This is a genomic window from Umezakia ovalisporum Ak1311, assembly GCF_029891685.1.
GTDB classification, from domain to species: Bacteria; Cyanobacteriota; Cyanobacteriia; order Cyanobacteriales; family Nostocaceae; genus Umezakia; species Umezakia ovalisporum.
This window is the reverse complement of sequence record NZ_JANQDJ010000070.1, coordinates 1-21040: the sequence shown is the minus strand read 5'-3', so window position 1 is coordinate 21040 and position 21040 is coordinate 1. Positions and strand designations below refer to the sequence as shown.

24 protein-coding genes are annotated in these 21040 nt (G+C 39.1%); 9 read left to right on the top strand and 15 right to left on the bottom strand.

Annotated features, from left to right (window positions below; all coding sequences use genetic code 11):
- Positions 1 to 24 precede the first annotated feature (24 nt).
- The 8 genes from NWP25_RS13850 to NWP25_RS13815 all read left to right on the top strand — a co-directional run bounded on the left by NWP25_RS13850 (position 25) and on the right by NWP25_RS13815 (position 8932).
- Positions 25 to 1224 (top strand): NHL repeat-containing protein, encoded by a 1200-nt coding sequence (locus NWP25_RS13850; RefSeq protein ID WP_280652350.1) that lies wholly within the window; start codon positions 25 to 27, stop codon positions 1222 to 1224.
- Positions 1225 to 1264: 40 nt separating this feature from the next.
- Positions 1265 to 3652 (top strand): carbamoyltransferase HypF, encoded by a 2388-nt coding sequence (hypF, locus tag NWP25_RS13845; protein WP_390904314.1) that lies wholly within the window; start codon positions 1265 to 1267, stop codon positions 3650 to 3652.
- A 55-nt stretch (positions 3653 to 3707) separates the two neighbouring features.
- Entirely contained in the window at positions 3708 to 3965 is a 258-nt protein-coding gene (locus NWP25_RS13840; RefSeq protein ID WP_280652349.1) for a HypC/HybG/HupF family hydrogenase formation chaperone, read from the top strand.
- A gap of 83 nt (positions 3966 to 4048) precedes the next feature.
- Positions 4049 to 5188 carry a hydrogenase formation protein HypD gene (gene hypD / locus NWP25_RS13835; RefSeq protein WP_280652348.1) on the top strand — a complete coding sequence of 380 codons (1140 nt, stop codon included), beginning with the start codon at positions 4049 to 4051 and terminating at the stop codon, positions 5186 to 5188.
- Positions 5189 to 5401: 213 nt separating this feature from the next.
- Positions 5402 to 6499: a hydrogenase expression/formation protein HypE gene (gene hypE / locus NWP25_RS13830; protein WP_280652347.1), complete on the top strand. Its 1098-nt coding sequence runs from the start codon at positions 5402 to 5404 to the stop codon at positions 6497 to 6499.
- Between the two features lie 227 nt (positions 6500 to 6726).
- Positions 6727 to 7056: a hydrogenase maturation nickel metallochaperone HypA gene (hypA, locus tag NWP25_RS13825; protein WP_280652346.1), complete on the top strand. Its 330-nt coding sequence runs from the start codon at positions 6727 to 6729 to the stop codon at positions 7054 to 7056.
- A gap of 2 nt (positions 7057 to 7058) precedes the next feature.
- Entirely contained in the window at positions 7059 to 7907 is an 849-nt protein-coding gene (hypB, locus tag NWP25_RS13820; RefSeq protein WP_280699609.1) for a hydrogenase nickel incorporation protein HypB, read from the top strand.
- A 350-nt stretch (positions 7908 to 8257) separates the two neighbouring features.
- Entirely contained in the window at positions 8258 to 8932 is a 675-nt protein-coding gene (locus tag NWP25_RS13815; RefSeq protein WP_280652344.1) for a Coq4 family protein, read from the top strand.
- 107 nt (positions 8933 to 9039) lie between these two features.
- On the opposite strand, the gene NWP25_RS13810 is transcribed toward NWP25_RS13815, so the two are convergent.
- The 6 genes from NWP25_RS13810 to NWP25_RS13785 all read right to left on the bottom strand — a co-directional run bounded on the left by NWP25_RS13810 (position 9040) and on the right by NWP25_RS13785 (position 12062).
- Positions 9040 to 9411 carry a hypothetical protein gene (locus NWP25_RS13810; RefSeq protein WP_280652343.1) on the bottom strand — a complete coding sequence of 124 codons (372 nt, stop codon included), beginning with the start codon at positions 9409 to 9411 and terminating at the stop codon, positions 9040 to 9042.
- Positions 9404 to 10408 (bottom strand): LLM class flavin-dependent oxidoreductase, encoded by a 1005-nt coding sequence (locus NWP25_RS13805; protein ID WP_280652342.1) that lies wholly within the window; start codon positions 10406 to 10408, stop codon positions 9404 to 9406. Before NWP25_RS13805 ends, NWP25_RS13810 begins: the two co-directional genes overlap by 8 nt.
- Before the next feature lie 17 nt (positions 10409 to 10425).
- On the bottom strand, positions 10426 to 10788 hold the full coding sequence (locus NWP25_RS13800; protein WP_280652341.1) for a hypothetical protein: 363 nt from the start codon (positions 10786 to 10788) through the stop codon (positions 10426 to 10428).
- Between the two features lie 227 nt (positions 10789 to 11015).
- Positions 11016 to 11327, bottom strand: a complete 312-nt coding sequence (locus tag NWP25_RS13795) for a hypothetical protein (protein ID WP_280652340.1) — start codon at positions 11325 to 11327, stop codon at positions 11016 to 11018.
- Positions 11328 to 11329: 2 nt separating this feature from the next.
- Complete coding sequence (locus NWP25_RS13790; protein WP_280652339.1) at positions 11330 to 11596, bottom strand: hypothetical protein; 267 nt, start codon at positions 11594 to 11596, stop codon at positions 11330 to 11332.
- 40 nt (positions 11597 to 11636) lie between these two features.
- Positions 11637 to 12062, bottom strand: coding sequence for a hypothetical protein (locus tag NWP25_RS13785; protein WP_280657205.1), 426 nt, complete (start codon positions 12060 to 12062; stop codon positions 11637 to 11639).
- 924 nt (positions 12063 to 12986) lie between these two features.
- On the opposite strand from NWP25_RS13785, the gene cysK reads away from it, so the two are divergent.
- Positions 12987 to 13937, top strand: a complete 951-nt coding sequence (gene cysK, locus NWP25_RS13780; protein ID WP_280652337.1) for a cysteine synthase A — start codon at positions 12987 to 12989, stop codon at positions 13935 to 13937.
- 21 nt (positions 13938 to 13958) lie between these two features.
- Here cysK and NWP25_RS13775 read toward each other — a convergent pair whose 3' ends face one another.
- The 9 genes from NWP25_RS13775 to fdxB form a co-directional block, all read right to left on the bottom strand.
- Positions 13959 to 14327: a four-helix bundle copper-binding protein gene (locus NWP25_RS13775; RefSeq protein ID WP_280652336.1), complete on the bottom strand. Its 369-nt coding sequence runs from the start codon at positions 14325 to 14327 to the stop codon at positions 13959 to 13961.
- Between the two features lie 267 nt (positions 14328 to 14594).
- Positions 14595 to 15062 carry an ArsC/Spx/MgsR family protein gene (locus NWP25_RS13770; protein WP_280652335.1) on the bottom strand — a complete coding sequence of 156 codons (468 nt, stop codon included), beginning with the start codon at positions 15060 to 15062 and terminating at the stop codon, positions 14595 to 14597.
- 52 nt (positions 15063 to 15114) lie between these two features.
- Positions 15115 to 15729, bottom strand: a complete 615-nt coding sequence (locus NWP25_RS13765) for a cysteine dioxygenase family protein (protein WP_280652334.1) — start codon at positions 15727 to 15729, stop codon at positions 15115 to 15117.
- Between the two features lie 2 nt (positions 15730 to 15731).
- Positions 15732 to 15893 carry a hypothetical protein gene (locus NWP25_RS13760; RefSeq protein ID WP_280699607.1) on the bottom strand — a complete coding sequence of 54 codons (162 nt, stop codon included), beginning with the start codon at positions 15891 to 15893 and terminating at the stop codon, positions 15732 to 15734.
- 27 nt (positions 15894 to 15920) lie between these two features.
- Positions 15921 to 16403, bottom strand: a complete 483-nt coding sequence (locus tag NWP25_RS13755; RefSeq protein ID WP_280652332.1) for a hypothetical protein — start codon at positions 16401 to 16403, stop codon at positions 15921 to 15923.
- A 92-nt stretch (positions 16404 to 16495) separates the two neighbouring features.
- Positions 16496 to 17083 carry a cytochrome c oxidase subunit 3 gene (locus tag NWP25_RS13750; protein WP_280652331.1) on the bottom strand — a complete coding sequence of 196 codons (588 nt, stop codon included), beginning with the start codon at positions 17081 to 17083 and terminating at the stop codon, positions 16496 to 16498.
- Positions 17084 to 17123: 40 nt separating this feature from the next.
- Complete coding sequence (ctaD, locus tag NWP25_RS13745) at positions 17124 to 18797, bottom strand: cytochrome c oxidase subunit I (RefSeq protein WP_280652330.1); 1674 nt, start codon at positions 18795 to 18797, stop codon at positions 17124 to 17126.
- A 77-nt stretch (positions 18798 to 18874) separates the two neighbouring features.
- Positions 18875 to 19855: a cytochrome c oxidase subunit II gene (locus NWP25_RS13740; protein ID WP_280652329.1), complete on the bottom strand. Its 981-nt coding sequence runs from the start codon at positions 19853 to 19855 to the stop codon at positions 18875 to 18877.
- 629 nt (positions 19856 to 20484) lie between these two features.
- A complete protein-coding gene (gene fdxB, locus NWP25_RS13735) occupies positions 20485 to 20778 on the bottom strand; it encodes a ferredoxin III, nif-specific (RefSeq protein WP_280652328.1) in 294 nt (97 codons plus the stop codon).
- Between the last annotated feature and the right edge of the window lie 262 nt (positions 20779 to 21040).

The following is a 21040-nucleotide window of genomic DNA, read 5'->3' as shown; positions in this document are numbered from 1 at the left end:
GTTTTCAATGTTGATGTGTAATTAATGAATATCCCCATCAATTTGAGTCCTGCTTCAGAGTTATTACCTTTATCATCTCATGGTGCGGAAGTTATTTTAGGTAATATTATTGCAGCAGATATATTAGCTATACCCATAGCACCTAGTCCTATAAATATGTTTGCCCCTCGTGGTGCTTGTTTAATGGACGCAACGGGGCTGTTGTGGGTATCGGATACAGGACATCATCGATTATTAGGATGGCGAAATTTACCCACCACAGATAGTCAACCTGCTGATTGGGTAATTGGACAAGAGAATTTTTATGATGAGGGACAAAATGCTAAAGGTACACCAAGAGCAAATACTTTTAGTGTACCGACGGTAATTTGTGCTTGTGGTCAAGGTTTAGCCGTGGCTGATGCTTGGAATCATCGGGTATTGATCTGGAAAACTGTACCAGAAGATAGTCATGTTCCAGCGGATTTGGTATTAGGACAAGGTAATTTTAGTGAGAATGAACCAAATAGGGGAACTCAACAAGCTGCTGCTAATAGTATGTACTGGCCTTATGGTATTTTCTATTATCAAGGAAGGCTATTTGTAGCTGATACAGGAAATCGTCGTTTATTAATTTGGCATCAGTTACCCACAGAAAATGGTGAACCTGCGGATTTAGTTTTGGGGCAAAGAGATATGATATCTCGCCATGAAAATGGAGGTGATTTTCCTGGGGCTGGGAGTATGCGTTGGTGTCATGATATTACGGTTTGGGCAAATAATTTAGTTGTGGCTGATGCTGGAAATAACCGGGTGATGATTTGGAAGGGAATACCCACAGAAAATAACACTCCTTGTGCGGTAGTTCTAGGACAAAAAAGTTTTGATTGCGTAGAAATGAATCAAGGTTTGTATTTTCCTACTGCTAGGACTATGAGTATGCCTTATGGTGTAAGTGCTACAGAGGATTGGTTATTGGTGGCTGATACGGCTAATTCTCGTTTGTTAGGGTGGAGAAAGCCAGAGTTACTATTATTATTGCAGGGTGGGGTGGCTGATATGTTTTCATTGCCAGCTACAGGTGTGGCTGGACAAATAAATTTTAAAAGTAAAGGTGAAAATCGTAATTTTGGTTTACCTAAACGAGATAGTTTGAACTGGTGTTATGGAGTAAAGGTTTGTGGTAATACTGCGGTAATTGCTGACTCTGGAAATAATCGGGTTTTGCTATGGCGGTTTAAGTAGAAGCTTTTTTTCACCCAAAGGCACAGAGACGTAAAGAAGAATGGAAGATGTGGTAAAGGAAGAAATTAGAGTCCGTGGTACTGTTCAAGGTGTGGGATTTCGTCCTACTGTTTATCGTCTGGCTAAGGCTTGCGGGTTATATGGTGATGTTTTTAATGATGGGGAAGGTGTATTAATTCGCGTTTCTGGAAGTCGGGCGGCTGTAACAGATTTTGTGAAGAAACTATATAAAGAATGTCCACCTTTGGCAAAAATTCAAGAATTAACAAGGACTAGTTATCAAGGGGAATTTAACTTTAATAATTTTGTTATTTCTGATAGTGTTAGTAACTCTGTAACAACAGAAATTCCCCCTGATGCTGGGATTTGTCCCCAGTGTAAACAAGAAATTTTTGACCCTTTTAGTCGCTTTTATCGTTACCCTTTTACTAATTGTACTCATTGCGGCCCCCGCTTCAGTATTATTCGTGCCATTCCTTACGACAGATGTAATACCAGTATGTCTGCGTTTACTATTTGTCCTGAATGTCAACAGGAATATCACGATATAGAAAATCGGCGTTTTCATGCTCAACCTGTAGGTTGTCATAGTTGCGGGCCAAGAGCTTGGTTGGAACGAGCTGATGGTAAGCCTGTGACGGCTTCGATGTTTTCTATGGTGGATGATGTGGATGCTGTTTGTACTTTGTTGCAAAAAGGCGAGATTGTGGCTATTAAAGGGTTAGGTGGTATTCATCTAGCTTGTGATGCAACTCAAGAAGCTGCTGTGCAGAAGCTACGTCAGCGTAAGGGCCGTTATCATAAACCCTTGGCTTTAATGGCGCGGGATATAACAATAATTGCACAATACTGTAATATTAACGCCAGGGAAGAAGAATTATTAGCAAGTCCAGCCGGGCCTATTGTATTGTTACAAAAAAAGGAACTACGGAAGGAAGATGAAGAGATAATACCTCTGTCTGCTATTGCGCCTTCGGTTTCACTGGGGCAAAATACCCTGGGTTTCATGTTACCTTACACTCCTTTACATCATTTAATTCTGCGGCGCATGAATCGCCCGATTGTGTTAACCAGCGGTAATATTGCTGATGAACCACAATGTATTGATAATGGAGAAGCCAGAGAAAAATTAGGTCACATAGCGGATTATTTTCTTTTACACAATCGGGATATTGTTAATCGCGTAGATGATTCAGTTGTACGAGTTATTAATCATCAAGTACAAATGATTCGCCGGGCTAGAGGGTACGCACCAGAAGCGATTAAGTTACCTGTGGGGTTTGAGAAAGTAACGCCAATTTTAGCAATGGGTAGTGAGTTAAAAAATACCTTTTGTCTATTGCGGGATCATCAAGCAATTCTTTCTCAACATTTGGGTGATTTACAAAATGCTGCGGCTTTTCATGGTTATCAAGATACACTGAATCTATATTTAAATTTATTTGAGCATCAACCAGATGCCATCGCTATTGATAAACATCCCGAATATCTTTCTACAAAACTTGGTAAAGAACTGGCATCTGTTAATAAAATTAAACTTCATTATATCCAGCATCATCACGCCCATATTGCTGCTTGTATGGCAGAAAATGGTATTCCTATTAATTCGCCACCGATATTAGGTATTGCTTTAGATGGATTAGGTTATGGGGAAGATGGTAAATTTTGGGGAGGAGAATTTCTGTTAGCAGATTATCGTCAATTTCAACAATTGGCAACATTTAAACCGGTACCTTTAATTGGCGGTCAAAAAGCTGTTATCCAGCCTTGGCGTAACACCTACGCCCACTTACTCAGCGCTAATATTTGGGATGATTGCCAACCAAAATACAGTGATTTAGAAATTATCAAATTTTTACGGCGACAACCATTAAACTTACTCAATCAACTGGTAAAACAAGGAATTAACTCCCCCCCAGCTTCATCTGTAGGGAGATTATTTGATGCGGTAGCTGGGGCTATGGGCATTTGTCCAGAGGAATTGAGCTATGAAGGAGAAGCTGCAATGGCATTAGAAGCCTTAGTGGAACCTAGGAGCTTAAATAATCATAAAGAAATGCTTATTTATCCTTTTCAAATCAATTTTTTAGATAGTATTTACTATATAGACTCAAAACCAATGTGGCAAGCCTTGCTTCAGGACTTGCAAAAACAGACTTCTCCATCAGAAATAGCTACAAAATTTCATCACAGTTTGGCTCAAACTATTGTTAACTTAGTTAAACATCTTTGTCACGAAAATCTGATTAATCACGTTGTATTAACAGGAGGAGTATTTCAAAACTGTATTTTATTAGGACAAGTTAAACAGGGTTTAGAAAAGTTAGCAATCAATGTAATAACTCATCACTTAGTTCCTGCTAATGATGGCAATATATCACTGGGACAAGCAGTGATTACAGCTGCACAAGTAATTGCTAATTCTTGACTTGCTCTTGATTTTTTACGCTTGGGTGATTCTTTGTTACGAAAAAAAAACAAAAATGTGTTTAGGTATCCCCGGTCAAATCATAGAAATCAGCGACATTAACCATAAACTAGCTATAGTTAACATTGCTGGAGTTAAACGCCAAGTAAATATTGCTTGTATAGTTAACGAAGAATATCCCCCAGAAAAATGTATTGGAAATTGGGTACTAGTACACGTCGGCTTCGCCATGAATCGTATTAACGAACAACAAGCAGTGGAAACATTACAACTACTCAAAGAACTAGCAACAGTCCAAAGAAAAAATGAATAAAGAAAACTTTTTTCTGGCTTCGTGAACTTTGCGCTCTTTGCTGTTCCTGACAAAAAACCTTAAGACCCAGCCAAAATCCCGCCATGAAATATGTTGACGAATTTCGAGTACCTGAAAAAGCGCTAGCTCTAAGCAACCAAATCACCAAGCTTTGTCACCAGCTCAAAAAACCCCTGAAAATTATGGAAGTATGCGGCGGACATACCCATTCCATATTTCGATACGGTATCGAAGAAATCCTCCCCCACAATGTAGAACTGATACACGGCCCTGGGTGTCCAGTGTGCGTCATGCCAAAGGGAAAATTAGACGATGCCATCGCTATATCCCAAAATCATAACGTTATCTTAGCCACGTTTGGGGACGCGATGCGAGTTCCCGGTTCTCACACCAGCCTTTTGCAAGCCAAAGCCACAAGTGCAGATATTCGCATGGTTTACTCTCCATTGGATAGTTTGCAAATTGCTAGAGAGAACCCAGACAAAGAAATTGTTTTTTTCGCCTTGGGTTTTGAAACCACCGCCCCCAGTACCGCTTTGACCATTTTGCAAGCAGCGGCGGAAAACATCACTAACTTTAGTATGTTTTCTAACCACGTCTTGGTGATACCCGCCCTCCAAACCCTACTACAAAATCCCGATTTACCACTAGATGGATTTATTGGGCCTGGTCATGTCAGTATGGTAATTGGTACAGAACCATATAAATTTATTTGCCAAAAATATCATAAGCCCATAGTGGTTTCTGGTTTTGAACCCTTAGATATACTTCAATCAATTTGGATGCTATTACAGCAGCTCATAGAAAATCGCTGCGAAGTGGAAAATCAATATACTAGATTAGTAGAGCCTGGTGGAAACACAGTAGCATTGCAAGCCATAAACCAAGTTTTTACAGTGCGAGAAAACTTTGATTGGCGTGGTTTGGGTGAAATACCTAATTCAGGTTTAAAAATCCGTCCTGAATATGCTCAATTTGATGCTGAATTGAAATTTACTCTCCCTAATTTAAAAGTAGCTGACCATAAGGCCTGTCAGTGTGGAGAAATTCTCAAAGGAGTGTTAAAACCTTGGCAATGTCAAGTATTTGCTACAGCTTGCACACCGGAAACACCTATAGGAACCTGCATGGTTTCTTCAGAAGGTGCATGTGCAGCCTATTACAAATATGGCAGACATTCTACAACTAGTAAAAAAGCCCAAGAACTAGCCTCATCTAAATAAAACTAAGTAATGCCTAACTTTCCTCAGACAAATTAGGAGAAAAAATATATGCCATTCATCACCGTAGAAATAGCCAGTGGAAATATTACAGCGCATTTTATCTGAGTAGGTACAGAAGGACGGCCAGGATGGCCACGCCACAAGATTTATGATATTAAGGTTTCTACTTTATTTATTTGAAAAGTGCTGTAATTATTACCAATTCATTTAAATATGACTTTTTATTCCCACCACAAAACACAAAATCCTCTTTTTAAAAAAGTCGCACAAACCAGGGCTAGTAAACTCAGAGATACTCATATTACCCTGGCCCACGGTAGCGGCGGTAAAGCTATGCGCGATTTGATTCAAGATATTTTTGTGAATAATTTTGATAATCCAATTCTCTCACCATTGGAAGACCAAGCGAGTTTAAATTTAGCTAGTCTCATACAACAGGGAGACAGATTAGCATTTACTACAGACTCTTATGTTGTAGACCCTTTATTTTTTCCAGGTAGTGATATTGGTGAATTAGCAGTTAATGGTACTGTTAATGATTTAGCTGTCAGTGGTGCTAAACCTTTATATCTCTCTTGTAGTGTTATTTTAGAAGAAGGTTTAGCTGTGGATACTTTGCGGCGTGTTGTTAATAGTATAAAACTATCCGCGCAAAAAGCTGATGTACAAATTATTACAGGTGATACTAAAGTTGTTCATCGTGGTGCTGCTGATAAACTGTTTATTAATACTACAGGTATTGGCGTAATTTCTCCAGGGATTAACGTTTCAGCTTATAATATCCAGGTGGGAGATGTAGTAATTATTAATGGCGAATTGGGAAATCATGGAGCAGCAATTTTAATTGCCCGTGGAGAGTTAGCATTGGAAACTAATATACAAAGTGACTGTCAACCGTTGCACAGTTTAGTTGCTAATATCCTCAGTATATGTCCTGAAGTTCACGCCATGCGCGATGCTACACGAGGCGGTTTAGCTACGGTTTTAAATGAATTCGCCCAGAGTTCTCATGTAGGTATTCGTGTCCACGAACAATCTATCCCTGTGCGCCCAGAAGTCCAAGGAATTTGTGAAATACTGGGGTTAGATCCCTTGTATTTTGCAAATGAAGGTAAATTAGTGGTAGTGGTAGCACGTGACCATGCAGAAAATGTTTTATCAGCCATGAAGTCACATGCAGCGGGGAAAGATGCTTGTATAATTGGGGAGGTTATCGATTCACCTCCGGGTATTGTGTTACTACACACAGGTTTTGGTACTGAAAGAATTCTGGATATGTTAGTAGGTGAACAATTACCTAGAATCTGTTAATTTTTTTGGCAATAAACCAAAGTCTTGATATTACCTACTTTTGCTAGCTTATACTAATTATCCTTAACAATGCAGTTAATAAAGTTTTCCACATTTGGGCTTTTGGGTGAGTTGAATACCGAGGATGTGAAGTACAGCTTAAGGGAGAAATATTACTAAAGTTGCAATTACAGACTGTGGACAGCACATGGTCGGGGTTACTACCAGAAGTAATGTTCATAATAACTATGCACGAACTAGGAATTACACAAAATATTGTAGCTATTGTTAGTGAACAAGCCCAAGGGGGAAAAGTTCAACGTGTAGTGTTAGAAATTGGCAAACTTTCAGCGATTTTGCCTGAAGCTATCAAATTTTGTTTTGATATCTGTACTCAGGGTACAGTTTTAGTGGGAGCAATATTAGAAATTAGAGAAATTCCTGGTTTAGCACGATGTCGTGAATGCAGTGCAGAAATACCTTTAGATAAACCTTTTGGTATATGTAGCTGTGGTAGTGTGCAATTGGACTTCATAGCTGGTGAAGAACTGAAAATTAAAGAAATAGAAATAGAGTAATTATGTGTGTAACCTGCGGTTGTTATGATGATGCTGACAGCACAATTACCAATTTAGACAGAGGTAAACTTGAATATAATCACCATGAGCACACTCACTCTTTAGCTGATGGTACTGCAATTACCCATGGTCATGATGATAATCATTATGAAGTGTCTCATGTTCACGCTAAAATCCATCGTACAACCATATCTTTAGAAGAGGATATTTTAGCGAAAAATAATTTGATAGCAGCCCAAAATCGAGGCTGGTTTAAAGGACGAAATATTTTAGCGTTAAATTTAATGAGTTCTCCTGGTTCGGGAAAAACAACTCTTTTAACCCGGACTATTAATGATTTAAACAGTCAGTTACCTATTAGTGTGATTGAAGGAGACCAAGAAACAGTTAATGATGCCCAAAAAATTAAGGAAACTGGCTGTAAGGTTGTGCAAATTAATACAGGCACTGGTTGCCATTTAGAAGCTTCTATGATTGATAGGAGTTTACAGCAATTGAACCCGCCCCTTAATTCGGTGGTGATGATTGAAAATGTCGGTAATTTGGTTTGTCCGGCTTTGTTTGATTTGGGAGAACAAGCTAAGGTGGTAATTCTGTCTGTAACTGAGGGAGAAGATAAGCCTATTAAATATCCCCATATGTTTCGGGCTAGTGACATCATGATTATTACTAAAATTGATTTGCTGCCTTACGTGCAGTTTGATGTGCAAAAATGTATAGATTATGCCCTACAGGTAAATCCCCTAATTCAAATTTTTCAAGTTTCCGCTATTACTGGTAGGGGTTTAGAAAGTTGGTATGGTTGGCTATCTCTAAAAGTAGCGCAATTGTCAATTCCAGCTTCTTTTTAATTTCTTGAAGTGACCTGCCTAAATTATATCAGTAATAAAATTTAAATTCACATGAACACAGATAAAGGAATATGTCTGTGTTTTTTCGTGTTTTTACTAATTGATTAAGTATCTAATTCATCCATTGATTTTATTTTTTAGTGTTTTTATTCAGATTTAACCTTTCAATAAACAACAAGTTACTAGGTTATGCAATCCCTCTTAAGATCCATGAAAAAATGATTTTTTTTTATCAAAAATAAGTAGTGCATATTGTTCTTTTTCTGGGAAGGCATAAATGTTAAACAATGGTTAAATAATGCACTTTAGGTTTTAATTAGCAAAACTATATTGCAACGCAGAGAATCACCATGGTCAATGTAATTAATTGTGACACCGACAAAGGACTCCTGACTTACATTATTCAATTTCTCGCCTCTAGTACCTTAAAAATTGACGCTGGTGGCACTGATGCAGTATTTGATTTTGAAGACGCACTTGATCAAACTGAAATGGCACAGTTGGCGGTTAATGAACTGAAAAAAATTCCTGAAGTACGCAATTTGTTTAAAGAACGTTGGCTTCCTGCTGCTTTTAATCTGGATGATTTAGGCCAACTTCCAGAAGGTACTTTAGGTCATGTTTATGCTCATAAAATTAAGTCCCAAGACTTTAATCCCTATTTCTACAAGAAAGTTCCTGTGGTTGATGATATCTCCTACCTCAAGATGCTCTGGAGAACTACTCATGATATTTATCATGTGGTGGCGGGGTTTGATACTGATGCAATTGGTGAAATTGCACTACAAGCGTTTTTTATGGCTCAAACACCTATTCCTATCAGTGCTATGATTGTCAGTTTTGGTATCGTGATGATTAGCCTTTATGAACCACATAATTTGAAATATTTAATGTCTGAAATTTGTCGTGGTTACAATTTAGGTTGCCAAACTCCAGATAAGTTTATCGCTCAAAAATGGGACCAATATTGGGATTTACAAGTTGGGGATATTCGGGGAAAATTGGGAATGAAGGCTATTTTATGAAGCTGATGCTTTCTAGGCACAATTTAACGGCAATTTTCCCAGAGATATTTCTGTTTTAATTCCTTTCCCGAAGGCGGGAAAGGGTAACATGACATTAGGGTTTGCTATTACAGCCAATCCCGATAAGCCGAAATTTCATTGACGCTGATTTCAAATGGCGTACCTTTGCCAAATGGAGGATAAACCCGGATTTTGGCGTTAGTCGTAAACCTCTCTAGTCTATTCCCTAACTGGGGAATGTTACTCACTATGTGCCAGTAAGATACTATGTCAGGGCAATCAATAATTAGCATCAAGGTTGTGCTATTTTTAGTGAGATACCATTGACACTTAGATAAGAGGACTTGGGTAATGCGATCGCAAGCCTGAAAAAAGTATCTCCCAGTGGATCGCTCGAACTCCAGATGCAGGATTCCATCCTGTTTTGTGACCTCAGTGGGTGGTAAGTCATCAGGAGGAAGCAGGTGTAGTTTAGACATAATTCCGAACCTCTTCGTTGTAGCGCTGCAAACTATCTAAGTTTTTTTGCAAAACAAAAGATGAGGGTTTGAGTGCTAATGTAGCGAGATTTAACTCGTCTTGAAATTTTTTGATTTTGTCGCGACAAGTCCTCACATCACCAATAATTGAGTTCTCAATCAAATAATCTTCATCGAAACAAATATTTGTCCGATCAAATGGCTTTTGATTGGAGTTCGAGCTATTCTGCATTATGTAAGCTGAGTTAGCTTGCATTTTTTTACTGAATTTGCGAATGAATGGCAATGCCTCACTCACTGCTTCATGGTTGGTTTTACCAAGATAAAAGAAACGTGCCAATACAAGTTTTTCTGAGCCACTAGCATTCAAAGCCCGATATTTAGCCACGGTAGTTTTCAATCTCTCTAAGGAGAATGGAGGTCCCCCCATTAAGCCGAAGGAATTTTGGGCTGCAAATTCTATGCTTTGATCATGACCGCTGGCTATGTAAACTGGAATTTGATTTTGCAAAGGCTGGGGATAAATTGACAAGCAATCACATTGATAATACTGCCCTTTAAATGACACATCAGTTTCATATAAGAGCTTTTGAATCAAGGCGATGGCTTCTAACATTTTGGCGCGAGATTCAGCCATTGGTGTGCCAAAATGCTTATTATGTTGGGGAAAAGGCCCTCCTTTGCCAACCCCAAATAACAATCTGCCATTACACAAATTATCCAAGGTGGCGATATCTTCTGCTGTCCGAATTGGGTTATGGAATGGCAGTAACACCGCCGCCGTACCTAATTGAATAGTTGAGGTCAGCCCTGCTAGGTGTGCCATCAACAGCAACATAGAGGAGCTGAGATTGAACTCATTGAAATGATGTTCACTCACCCAAGCTGACTCAAAACCTAATGTTTCCGCCTGCTGTACTAGAGCGACTTGTTCAAAGATTGTGCGACTGCTATTGTGATGATGATTTTCGTAATTGCAAAAAATTCCGGTTTTCATTGGTGGCGATGGCTATTTTAAGTTGTCACCCATTGCAATTCCAACCATAGGCGCGGATTGGTATGCTTGAGCTTTGACATGGGATCCCGTAGCAATCGCTTCGCGTTCATACAGACCACTTGAACTAGCCCCATATTTTCTGCTAATTCCCTGAGTACATTTTTTTGGGCTTGCACATGAGGAAGTATTTCTTCCGAGCAATAAATCGCTATATATTGCAAACGTCTAGCTGGTCGTCCCCAGAAACAGGTGATGACTTTCACATGGCATCCGTCTAGTAACTCCCCAAGTTTTGGGTAATAGTGAGTGACAACTCGTGTGAATTCTTTAGCTAGGATATGTTCAGCAATCATTTTAACTGATATTTCTGTAGCGTTCATCACGCTATTTAATATAACATATATTTGTTATTTAAGCCTGACAAATTAAATGATTTTTTTGTTTTTATTATTAAAAAATGAGGTTTGCTTTACTTGAGCATTACCTCATATTTAACCGGGGCTATTTCAATTAGTGAAAGTTTCTCTGTTCCATAGAAAGTTTTAAATTTGAAACTCAAAATTTGCATTTTGAATTAACGTACATTGTGAACTTTGCATCCTAATTATTAACGAGTTTTGCGCTCTGCCACTAAAACCTCAGCTACCATTTCTGGCACATCTACAAAATCCAAAAATCCTTCTGAAGCAGGAATAGGTGAAACAAATGTATAGTTGGGGTCACACATTCCTGTATCATAGACTTGAATAAACCAACGGTCAGGAAATCCTTCTACACCCAATTCCACAATGTACCAACTTTGGCCAATCAGCCGAGAGTTGAAGACAAAAAACCATTCTCTGTGATCTTCTGAGATGTTCCAATCTGCCATGAGGAACTCTAACGCAATTTGTCCGGCGTCGGTTTCAGTTAGCAGCATATTTACTCCTTACTTGCAACATCAGAATTTGGAAGTTCAGGATATAAGCCCAGTTGCTTTGCTAATTCACGAGCCACAAAAAATAAAAACTGAGCGCCATCTTGATTACCTCCATGTGCAAAACTAGCGGCTACTTGCAGCATTGTCTCCACGAAGCCAGCATCAATCAATTCTGGTTGAGCTTCTAAAACTTCTGGTTCTTGACCATTAGGACATCTAAGTAACTGGTCAATCAAATCGAAATATTGGATCTGGCGTTGTTCTGTCATGATGATTTTCTTTGTTGATGAGTATAATTTGCAGTGCTCATTACTCGATACTTTGCTGCCAAAGCCTTTCTAACATTTCAACTCGTTCTTTTAATATTGCAGCACGATAAACAAGATATCTGTCGTACACAATAATCCCTAATCCGACAAAAATTGGGGTGATTAAGACAAACCATTGTAAAATGGTAACAAGTTTATATTCTTCGGCAGCAATTAATAATCGGTTCACAAGATTGCGGTCAGATTTCTCCTGAATTGTCTGATTTGGAGATAAAGTTGTATCTGTTTGTTGGAGAATTAAGGCAGAATTATTTAGAGCATCTTTGTGGATTTCGCAAACTAAATTCTGCATTTTAACGAACTCTAAATGTCTTCCCCAAACAATGCTAAATACCACTAAAACTGGAGAAAAAACTACTAAGGTTACTAAACAAACTGCGAGAACATTTATAAGTTTAACTTTCATATTTGCTCTCCTTCATTAGGTATGATGCACCCAGAGAAACCTCTGTTGCTGTTTACCTAACTACTTTTTGATTCTCGATTGATAACAGGTTTGATACTAAAGATTAACCATTGCTTACTATTCAGCTCCAGGGCCAAATATTCAAACATTATCCATTTTTCCACAAAAGCGGTCTAGAAAAGCTATAACTATCAACTTAGGACTAACATCTTACTAACCTGAAAATTTGACAACTTTTAGCAGTACAAGAGTTAAGAAGTCCCCCCTTGTTCTTTGGGTAAAACCCTAGGAACTTCGGGGGGTAGAGGGGAATCTCTGCGTAAATCCTACAAAATTTATAGCAGTTCTTCCTGTTGATCCGAGTTTAACCTAACTGAATTAGAATTATTAAAATTATTAAATTTGTACTCAAAGCCTAGAACTTATATCTCATAAGACTTACATAAATTATTTGGAGTATGGGTACTAGTGTTTTTTAGGTAGGGTACTAGTGTTTTTCAGGTAGGGTATTAGTGTTTCTGCACTCAAGGTCAAAGCTTTGTGGAGCAATGGTGGAGGGCAGTTTTTATTTTAGTTTTTAACCCTTAAAGCTTGTACTCAATAAAATGGATGATGTGGGGAGTATATACTAAACTAACAGAACAATCTATTATTTTTTATAGAAAATGCAGCTTACTATACCAAATATAAATTATTAAAAATGACATTAACAATGGTTGTGGTTGAGTAAACAACAGATAAATAAATTTACCTGAGACAAAAACTGTAAATTTAAGCTATTGAACTAGATTATGGTAATTCAGAAACATTATGGGTTAAGGATAGATGAGAAAATTGCATTAACTAAATTATTTAGGTAAACAATTTTTTAATTTCGTAAAAGTAGATAGTATCGACATTTACAGGAAAAATAGGAGTTAATTTATGAGAATTGCTAAGGATGTGACAGAACTTATTGGCAGAACTCCGTTAGTACAGTTGAATAAAATTCCTCAAACCGAAGGAGTAGCAGCTAGGATAGTTGTCAAACTCGAAAGCATGAACCCAGCAGCGTCAGTTAAAGACCGGATTGGCATGAGTATGGTACTTGCTGCGGAAGCCGAAGGTTTAATTCAGCCAGGAAAAACTATTTTAGTGGAACCAACTTCCGGGAATACAGGCATTGCTTTAGCAATGGTAGCAGCAGCCCGTGGCTATGGTTTAATTTTGACAATGCCAGAGACAATGAGCCAAGAACGACGCTCTATGCTCAGGGCCTACGGTGCAACTTTAGAATTAACACCGGGGCCACAGGGAATGCGGGGAGCAATTAATCGAGCTGAAGCTATCGTGGCCAATACCCCCAATGCTTTGATGCTGCAACAGTTTGGCAACCCAGCCAATCCTAAAATTCACAGGGAAACCACCGCCGAAGAAATTTGGTTGGATACCGATGGAAAAGTAGATATTGTTGTTGCTGGGGTGGGGACTGGTGGGACGATTACTGGTATTGCAGAGGTCATAAAACAATATAAGGGGAGTTGTCAAGCCATCGCGGTGGAACCAAGTAATAGTCCTATCCTTTCCGGTGGTGCAGCCGGGCCTCATAAAATTCAAGGTATTGGCGCTGGATTTATCCCAGATGTTCTGCGTCTGGAATTAATTGATGAAGTAATCAAAATCAGTGATGAACAGGCGATGAGTTACGGGCGGCGTTTAGCCAAAGAAGAAGGACTATTATCTGGTATATCCTCTGGGGCTGCTTTATGTGCTGCAATTCAAGTAGGTAAACGTCGAGAAAATGCTGATAAATTAATCGTCATGATTCAGCCTTCTTTTGGAGAACGTTATCTCAGCACACCAATGTTTGAAGATTTGTCTGGAAACAATGATTGATTAACTCTATCCTACAATCATTTAAGCTGTTGTCATTGCTAATCTTCGACAAGATTCAGCACAACGACGGCACATATCAGCGCAAGCTTTCATCTGACCATCACTACCTATGGTGTCGCAGTCATTGGCACAAAGTTCACACAGTTGAGCGCAAACATCGCAGGTGCGAGTGTGTAAATCTGAGGTTCGGAGCATGAAATTAGCACTGGTACTGCAAATTTCGGCGCAATCAAGCATGAGCCGGATATGATTGGGTTCAGCATGACCACCACCTTCTTTGAGGCAATATGTTACAGTATTTAAGCAAATACTATGGCAATCCAAGCAGTTTTGAATACAATTCTTCAGATCACGGTTTACTTGGTTTAAGGTGAGTTGTTCTATGGACATTATTGTAAATCCTGGAATTTTTGAGTTGATTAATGAGGTGTCAATCACCCTAAACTCACCTTAAAACTTGATGCGTATAATTACTTCTCACTAATGCAATAAATACTAATGAACAATATATCTAACCATTGAATTAGCAAGATTCCATCACAAGTAACAGATATAATAAAAAGGCATTGCTGAAACAATTGCAGTAGAACTGAGATTTACAGCAACACCAAGTTAAATCAGGGTTTCGCTAATTGTGAAGGAAAATACTACTGTGTTCTAGTGGTTACAGCTACCTTGATGATGATGGTGGTCATGGCCATGACCTTGGGCGCAGCCTTGTAAATTCTGACTTCTCAAGCCTTCGCTTAGTACTTTTAAAGATTCATCCACAGGCTTTAAGCCAATCCAAGCATCTATTGTTTCCACATCAAAACCTACCTCACGCCGAGTGTCTACTTCTAATAAAGGACGGCGAATTAAAAGCGGGTCTTGCAGCATTAGTTCTAAGGCTGTTTGTGCATCAATTGTTTCTGGAACTACCTCACCAGATTTGATTTTAGGAGCAGAACGATTAAACCATTCAGCTACAGGGCGATGGCCAAAAAATGACCGCAAGCGCTCAACAGTCCAAGGTTCTTTCAGAAGGTCATACACTACAACTTCATGACCAGCGGCTGTTAGCAAGACTTTTTGCTTAACACCACCTTTACAACCAGGTTTCTCGTAAAAAATCACTCTAGCCATTGCACTTACTCCCAATTTACTCAATGGTCATTTTTCTTCTTCATTCCCCTCATCAAAACTTTTTAGCCTTATGGGTAACTAAGTCAAATTCAAACCTCTCATCCGGGTCAGTTTCTCCATAAACATTAAAAGTCACAGTTGGTTCTTCACCTATGGCTTCTACGCTATGAATTGCATCAGGAGTCAAGCTGATAATATCTCCTGGAAATAAAGTTATTTCTCCTGTAGGTGCAACTTGGTCCAGAAAATCAGGGCTGTGGATACGTCGCCAAAAAGTGTTTTTTTCTTGACCTTTTAACACGGCGACAACTCCCCAGGTTCCATGATTATGAATAGTTGAACGACTTCCCGGTGCAAATGTTACCGTTTGCACAGTTAATGGAAAACCCAATTCATCGTATAGGAGTAAAACAGAGTTTCCCTTTTGAGCACAAGGTTGTAAGTATTGAGTTTGTACCCAGTAGGAATTTACAATCAAGCGTCTGACAAGCATACGAATTTCTGGTAGACGACTGGATTCATCTTCTACTCCGTGGAGGACATCTTCTACCTCAGTTAAAAACCGATATAGTCGATAATTTTCTTTCAATAAATCCCATGTTCTTAGGGATTTACAAGGCTGATATTTACCGTCTCCAGTGACTAGCCAATCCTGACCTTTGCTCATGATTAAATCATCAGTTTGTAAGACTCGGTTAAAACTAATTTAGGAGGGGTAAAATTAGGAAGAATACTAGGTGCAGAAGGTATAGGTATGGCGGGTAGCACAGGGGCAATGGAGGTAGAATTTTCAGATAACGAAATGGGTTGGTAAATAGGAAAATTATTCATGGCCGTTGATGCTTGATAGTGAATTGATTAATCGTCTTCCTCGGGTCGATGTGTCAAAATATCCAGTAGGATTGCCGCTCCAAAATCATTGTGTTTGTCAATTTGTTTGACTTTACTAGTGATTTCTTTAGCCTGCTCAATTTCCCCTAATTTTGCTAATACCAATCCAGAGGCGGCATAAGCATTCAAGTACAATCTGATTTGTGGTTCCTCTTGCCGTTGTAATAATATGGGCTGGAGTTGTTCCCAATCATCTGGAAATTTTTCTACTTCTTTAATCCTATCTAAAACTTTAATTGCCGTTTGTAGCGCTAGGGGATAATTATTCTTATAATAAAAAAATCTATATGCTGATACTAAAATATCTGTATTTACCCCGGCTTTAGTTAAGGCTTGGTGAATATATTTTTCTGCTGCTGCGGTATTTTCCCAGTTTTCTACTGCCAAGATTAATAAATTTTTGACATCTTCTGGAACTGGAAACCATGAAAATCCATTGCGTTCAACCATAATAATTCGTAATTTGTAACTCTTAATTCGTAATTAAGAAATATAAGGAGTGGGGTAAAAGATGTATGACAACATTCCCACTCCTTGATTCCTTAAAACAGGGTCAAAATGTACACTAAAGTGAACAGAACAATCCAGATAATGTCTACGAAGTGCCAATACATTTCTGCCATGGCAATACCAGTATGTTTAGTGGCAGAATAATGACCGGGACGACGCGATCGCCACAGTACACCTAAAATCAATAACAGCCCCACAAATACATGCAAACCGTGGAAACCAGTCATGATATAAAAGCAGTTGGAGAAAACGTTAGTAGTCAGGCCATACCCTAAATTCATGTATTCATAAACCTGACCCACTAAAAAGATTGCCCCCATCAGTGCAGTAACAAAATACCAAAACCGCATTTCCTTGACATTATTCTTCTTAATCGCCACATCACCTAAATGAATGACGAAACTACTAGATAGCAGAATAATGGTGTTAATCGTGGGTAAAAACAGTTCTACTTCTGTTCCTTCTGGAGGCCAAACTTCTGTAATGCCTCGAAAGAACAAATAAGTGGCAAAAAAGCCGCCAAACATTAATGATTCAGAACAGAGAAACGTCAACAATCCCCAGATGCGTAAATCTGCGTGATGTTGTTCGTGATGTTTAGCTGTGGTAGCTATGGTCATGTTTTTACCCTCTAAAAACAGAAATCTAAACTTGTTTGACTTAAGTGCTAATTTCTGGCGTACCAACAGGTTGTAATTCACTATGACCGTACTCGTAAGGGCCATGGTTCACAACAGGTAATACATCCCAGTTTTCAATTAGAGGTGGTGAACTAGTTGTCCACTCTAAACTCAAAGCTTGCCAAGGATTGTCACCGGCTAATTCTCCTTTACGCCAACTTTGCACAATGTTAATAGTGAAGGGAATAACTGAAAGTCCTAAAACAAATGCTCCAAAGGTACAAATTTGATTGAGGTTAACAAATTGAGGATCATACATGGCTACTCTGCGGGGCATACCTTGTAAACCTAACTGGTGCATAGGTAAGAAAGTTAAGTTAGTACCGATGAAGGTGAGGGCAAAGTGAATGCGTCCCCAGGTTTCATTGAGCTTGCGTCCGGTCATTTTGGGGAACCAGTGATAAATAGCAGCGTAGATACCAAATACAGAACCACCAAACAGAACGTAGTGGAAATGTGCCACTACATAATATGTGTCGTGAACGTGGACATCAAAGGGAGCAGTTCCCAAGGTTACGCCACTCAAGCCACCCATGACAAACATTGATAACAAACCAATGGCAAATAGCATGGCACTGGTGAAGCGAATCTTACCACCCCAAAGGGTAGCAACCCAGGCGAAAATCTTAACGCCAGTGGGTACGGCGACGATGAGGGTGGAAATGGTGAAGAATATCCGCATCCAACCAGGTGTACCACTAGTAAACATATGGTGAACCCAGACGAATAAACCGACAACGCAGATAGCTAAACTAGAGTAGGCGATGGCTTTATAACCAAAAATTGGCTTACGCGCGTGAACTGGTACTACTTCTGACATAATGCCGAAGATAGGCAAAATCATCAGATATACCGCAGGGTGGGAATAGAACCAGAATAAATGTTGGTAAATCACCACGTTACCGCCTGCATCTGGTTTAAAGAAAGATGTGCCAAAATTGATGTCAAACAACAACAGCACCAACCCCGCAGCTAACACTGGTGTGGACAGTAAAGCCAGGACAGAAGTAGCTAAAATAGCCCAACAAAACAAGGGTAATTGGTCCCATTTCATGGTGGGAACCTTCATCATCAGGATGGTAATAATAAAGTTCACCGAGCCCAAAATTGAAGAAGTTCCCACCAAAACGATGGCTAGTATCCAAAAGCTTTGAGCTATTGGTGCTGTAATTAAGCTCAATGGTGGATAAGCTGTCCAACCCGACTGGGAACCACCAAAAATAAAACTAGCTAAAAGCAGTAGTCCAGCTGGTGGGTTTAACCAAAAAGCGATGGCATTTAGTTTTGGGAAAGCCATATCCCTAGCGCCAATCATCAAAGGAATCAGATAGTTGCCAAATCCCCCAATAGCACTAGGGACAATCCACAGGAAGATCATAATTGTCCCGTGGTTGGTCATGAAAGCGTTATACAAATTAGGATCGAGGAAATCTGAGTCTGGTGTTGCTAGTTCCACACGGAGAGCCACCGCCATCAGTCCACCAATGAGATAGAAGACAAATGCTGTCACTAAGTATTGGATACCAATCACTTTGTGGTCAACATTAAATGTAAAGTAGTCGTACCATTTCCACGCCGGGGGATGACTCTCTTGGGTTAATTCCACTGGATTGGCTGCGGATGAACCGTTGGAGGGAAATTCTACTTGTGTCATAAGCTATTTTGGGTAATTTGTAATTTGCAATTTGTAAAGGGAAATTCTACTTGTCATTACGAATATTGAGTTACAAACTACTTTGACTGTTTTGGAAGTTGCAGGAGGGTTGCTGCATTTATGCCCAAATCATGAACATAGGGAGCAAGAAATTCTGATGTTGATAAGTCAGTGGGATTGACTGCAACCAGTGAATTAAGGTCTTGCTTTTGAGCAATCTGGCTTTGTGCTAACCAGCTATCAAAATCTTCTGGAGTATGCACAATTACCTCTGTCCGCATGGAACCGTGATAGCCACCACACAATTCTGTACAAATTACTGGATATGTACCTGGTTTAGTAGGGACAAATCGCAGTTCGGTAGCCATACCGGGAATAGCATCTTGTTTCAGTCGAAATTGTGGAACCCAAAATGAATGAATTACATCCAGGGCCGAAAGATTCAGTTGCACATCAGCACCAACGGGAATGTGTAATTCTCCAGTGGTAATTCCGCTATTGGGATAGTTAAATATCCAAGCGTACTGCATTCCTTGGACATCAACCACTAAGTCTGCTGGTTGATTCTCTAGGTGGGGAGATCCACCAATGCCAATGTTTGGAGTAGCTACAGGTGTTAAAGTGTCATCGAGGGTAGCGGCCAGAGCCGTTCCACTGACATGGTTAACATGAGGAGCACTATGGAAATGACTCCCAGGTTCAAATCCTCCGATTTGATTGTAAACATCTACACTGTAGATACCTAAAGCAATCACAATCATTGCGGGGATTGCTGTCCAAAAAATTTCTAAGGGAACGTTACCTTCTAAGGGTACTCCATCGGTATTATCACCCTGACGGCGACGGTACTTGAATAAAAAAATCAGAATAGTTCCTTCTACTACCAGAAATAGAGCTATGGCAATGGTAAACATAACATTGAAAAATCTGTCTACCACCGCAGCTTGCTCAGATGCTTGTACTGGTAATAAATTGTGATTTTGTCCGAACCAAATACTGATTACTGTTACTACTATTCCAGCAACCAAAGTCCACAGTGAAACAGGAACTTTTTGCATATAGGCTACCTGCTCTTTCAGTTAACATTAAAGGTGTAATTTTCTGGGACATGTAAAAAACAGTGCATGGGCATCAGGTTCTATGTATGGGAAAAAGTTTCTCTCTTTCCTACCCCTCACTACTTACTCCTGATTAATTGCATCCTGAGGTTTTGATGTATGACCATAGCCAAAGAAGATAATGTAATTTCATGGTTTTGCCTTTCTATGATTGTTGGCATGTTCCTGGCTACTGGTTGCTACATTCCCACAGGCAAGGATTTTTTTGTTTTCACTTATTAACTTTCTATCTCAGCCTGACAAAAATTGGGGGAATTTTCCAGATATTTTCATATCCTTCCCCCAAAGACTTAAGATTTTATTGAAACTTTTATGAGTCAATGTGTTCTAATGCACAAATCAGGCACTCCAAAATCACACTCCTAATCTGAATATTCATCAGACTAATTTCCCTGCAAGTATGAATTGGTTAGCAAATCATAACAATTAACGATTTACAATTCTGTTTACTGTAAACTTGTGGCTTGTTACAGCAATGATGTAATATTCCCCTCTTACTACCTTGCTTCGCGCTTTATTTACAGAGTAACCTTTATGACCAAAACAACATTAAGCAAAACCCAAAAACCTTAATTGTCTAATACAGTATGGGTGTAGCAATTCTTAGGACATATTCTGGAACAAGCCTCACAACCAATACAGTTTTCTGGGTGAGAAACAACCATTACTTTCCGCTCAATTTCATCATCATCTTCATCATCTACAAATTCTCCTTCTTCATTGAGAGCTCTTAATTCCAGTACATTGTGGCCACATATCTTAAAGCATCTGCCACATCCTATACATTTTTCTTGGTCAATTTCCTGGGCAAATTTCGGTGTCCAGGTATTACCTCCAAATGTCAATCCTGTGAGTTGTGCCATGAATAACCGCCTAGAAATTTGTTGGGACTTTAATCATCATCTTAACTTAAGATTATTCTGTTGTTTTGCTATTAAGCAATCATTTTTTATGGAATTAATTTTTCCTGACTTTTACAATTTATGCAGAAATGTTGAATGTCGTTACAAAACTTTACATAGTTAGATATAGTAGTCCTATCAAAGGTGAAAATGTCAACATCTCATAATATCTTCCATCCAATGAACATAACTGATTTGTTGACACATACAAGCTTGAAGGTAG

Excerpts from the sequence above, each read along its gene's own strand:
- NWP25_RS13850 (WP_280652350.1), top strand. The coding sequence starts at position 25 with ATGAATATCCCCATCAATTTGAGTCCTGCTTCAGAGTTATTACCTTTA.
- hypF (WP_390904314.1), top strand. The coding sequence starts at position 1,265 with ATGGAAGATGTGGTAAAGGAAGAAATTAGAGTCCGTGGTACTGTTCAA.
- NWP25_RS13840 (WP_280652349.1), top strand. The coding sequence starts at position 3,708 with ATGTGTTTAGGTATCCCCGGTCAAATCATAGAAATCAGCGACATTAAC.
- hypD (WP_280652348.1), top strand. The coding sequence starts at position 4,049 with ATGAAATATGTTGACGAATTTCGAGTACCTGAAAAAGCGCTAGCTCTA.
- hypE (WP_280652347.1), top strand. The coding sequence starts at position 5,402 with ATGACTTTTTATTCCCACCACAAAACACAAAATCCTCTTTTTAAAAAA.
- hypA (WP_280652346.1), top strand. The coding sequence starts at position 6,727 with ATGCACGAACTAGGAATTACACAAAATATTGTAGCTATTGTTAGTGAA.
- hypB (WP_280699609.1), top strand. The coding sequence starts at position 7,059 with ATGTGTGTAACCTGCGGTTGTTATGATGATGCTGACAGCACAATTACC.
- NWP25_RS13815 (WP_280652344.1), top strand. The coding sequence starts at position 8,258 with ATGGTCAATGTAATTAATTGTGACACCGACAAAGGACTCCTGACTTAC.
- NWP25_RS13810 (WP_280652343.1), bottom strand. The coding sequence starts at position 9,411 with ATGTCTAAACTACACCTGCTTCCTCCTGATGACTTACCACCCACTGAG.
- NWP25_RS13805 (WP_280652342.1), bottom strand. The coding sequence starts at position 10,408 with ATGAAAACCGGAATTTTTTGCAATTACGAAAATCATCATCACAATAGC.
- NWP25_RS13800 (WP_280652341.1), bottom strand. The coding sequence starts at position 10,788 with ATGAACGCTACAGAAATATCAGTTAAAATGATTGCTGAACATATCCTA.
- NWP25_RS13795 (WP_280652340.1), bottom strand. The coding sequence starts at position 11,327 with ATGCTGCTAACTGAAACCGACGCCGGACAAATTGCGTTAGAGTTCCTC.
- NWP25_RS13790 (WP_280652339.1), bottom strand. The coding sequence starts at position 11,596 with ATGACAGAACAACGCCAGATCCAATATTTCGATTTGATTGACCAGTTA.
- NWP25_RS13785 (WP_280657205.1), bottom strand. The coding sequence starts at position 12,062 with ATGAAAGTTAAACTTATAAATGTTCTCGCAGTTTGTTTAGTAACCTTA.
- cysK (WP_280652337.1), top strand. The coding sequence starts at position 12,987 with ATGAGAATTGCTAAGGATGTGACAGAACTTATTGGCAGAACTCCGTTA.
- NWP25_RS13775 (WP_280652336.1), bottom strand. The coding sequence starts at position 14,327 with ATGTCCATAGAACAACTCACCTTAAACCAAGTAAACCGTGATCTGAAG.
- NWP25_RS13770 (WP_280652335.1), bottom strand. The coding sequence starts at position 15,062 with ATGGCTAGAGTGATTTTTTACGAGAAACCTGGTTGTAAAGGTGGTGTT.
- NWP25_RS13765 (WP_280652334.1), bottom strand. The coding sequence starts at position 15,729 with ATGAGCAAAGGTCAGGATTGGCTAGTCACTGGAGACGGTAAATATCAG.
- NWP25_RS13760 (WP_280699607.1), bottom strand. The coding sequence starts at position 15,893 with ATGAATAATTTTCCTATTTACCAACCCATTTCGTTATCTGAAAATTCT.
- NWP25_RS13755 (WP_280652332.1), bottom strand. The coding sequence starts at position 16,403 with ATGGTTGAACGCAATGGATTTTCATGGTTTCCAGTTCCAGAAGATGTC.
- NWP25_RS13750 (WP_280652331.1), bottom strand. The coding sequence starts at position 17,083 with ATGACCATAGCTACCACAGCTAAACATCACGAACAACATCACGCAGAT.
- ctaD (WP_280652330.1), bottom strand. The coding sequence starts at position 18,797 with ATGACACAAGTAGAATTTCCCTCCAACGGTTCATCCGCAGCCAATCCA.
- NWP25_RS13740 (WP_280652329.1), bottom strand. The coding sequence starts at position 19,855 with ATGCAAAAAGTTCCTGTTTCACTGTGGACTTTGGTTGCTGGAATAGTA.
- fdxB (WP_280652328.1), bottom strand. The coding sequence starts at position 20,778 with ATGGCACAACTCACAGGATTGACATTTGGAGGTAATACCTGGACACCG.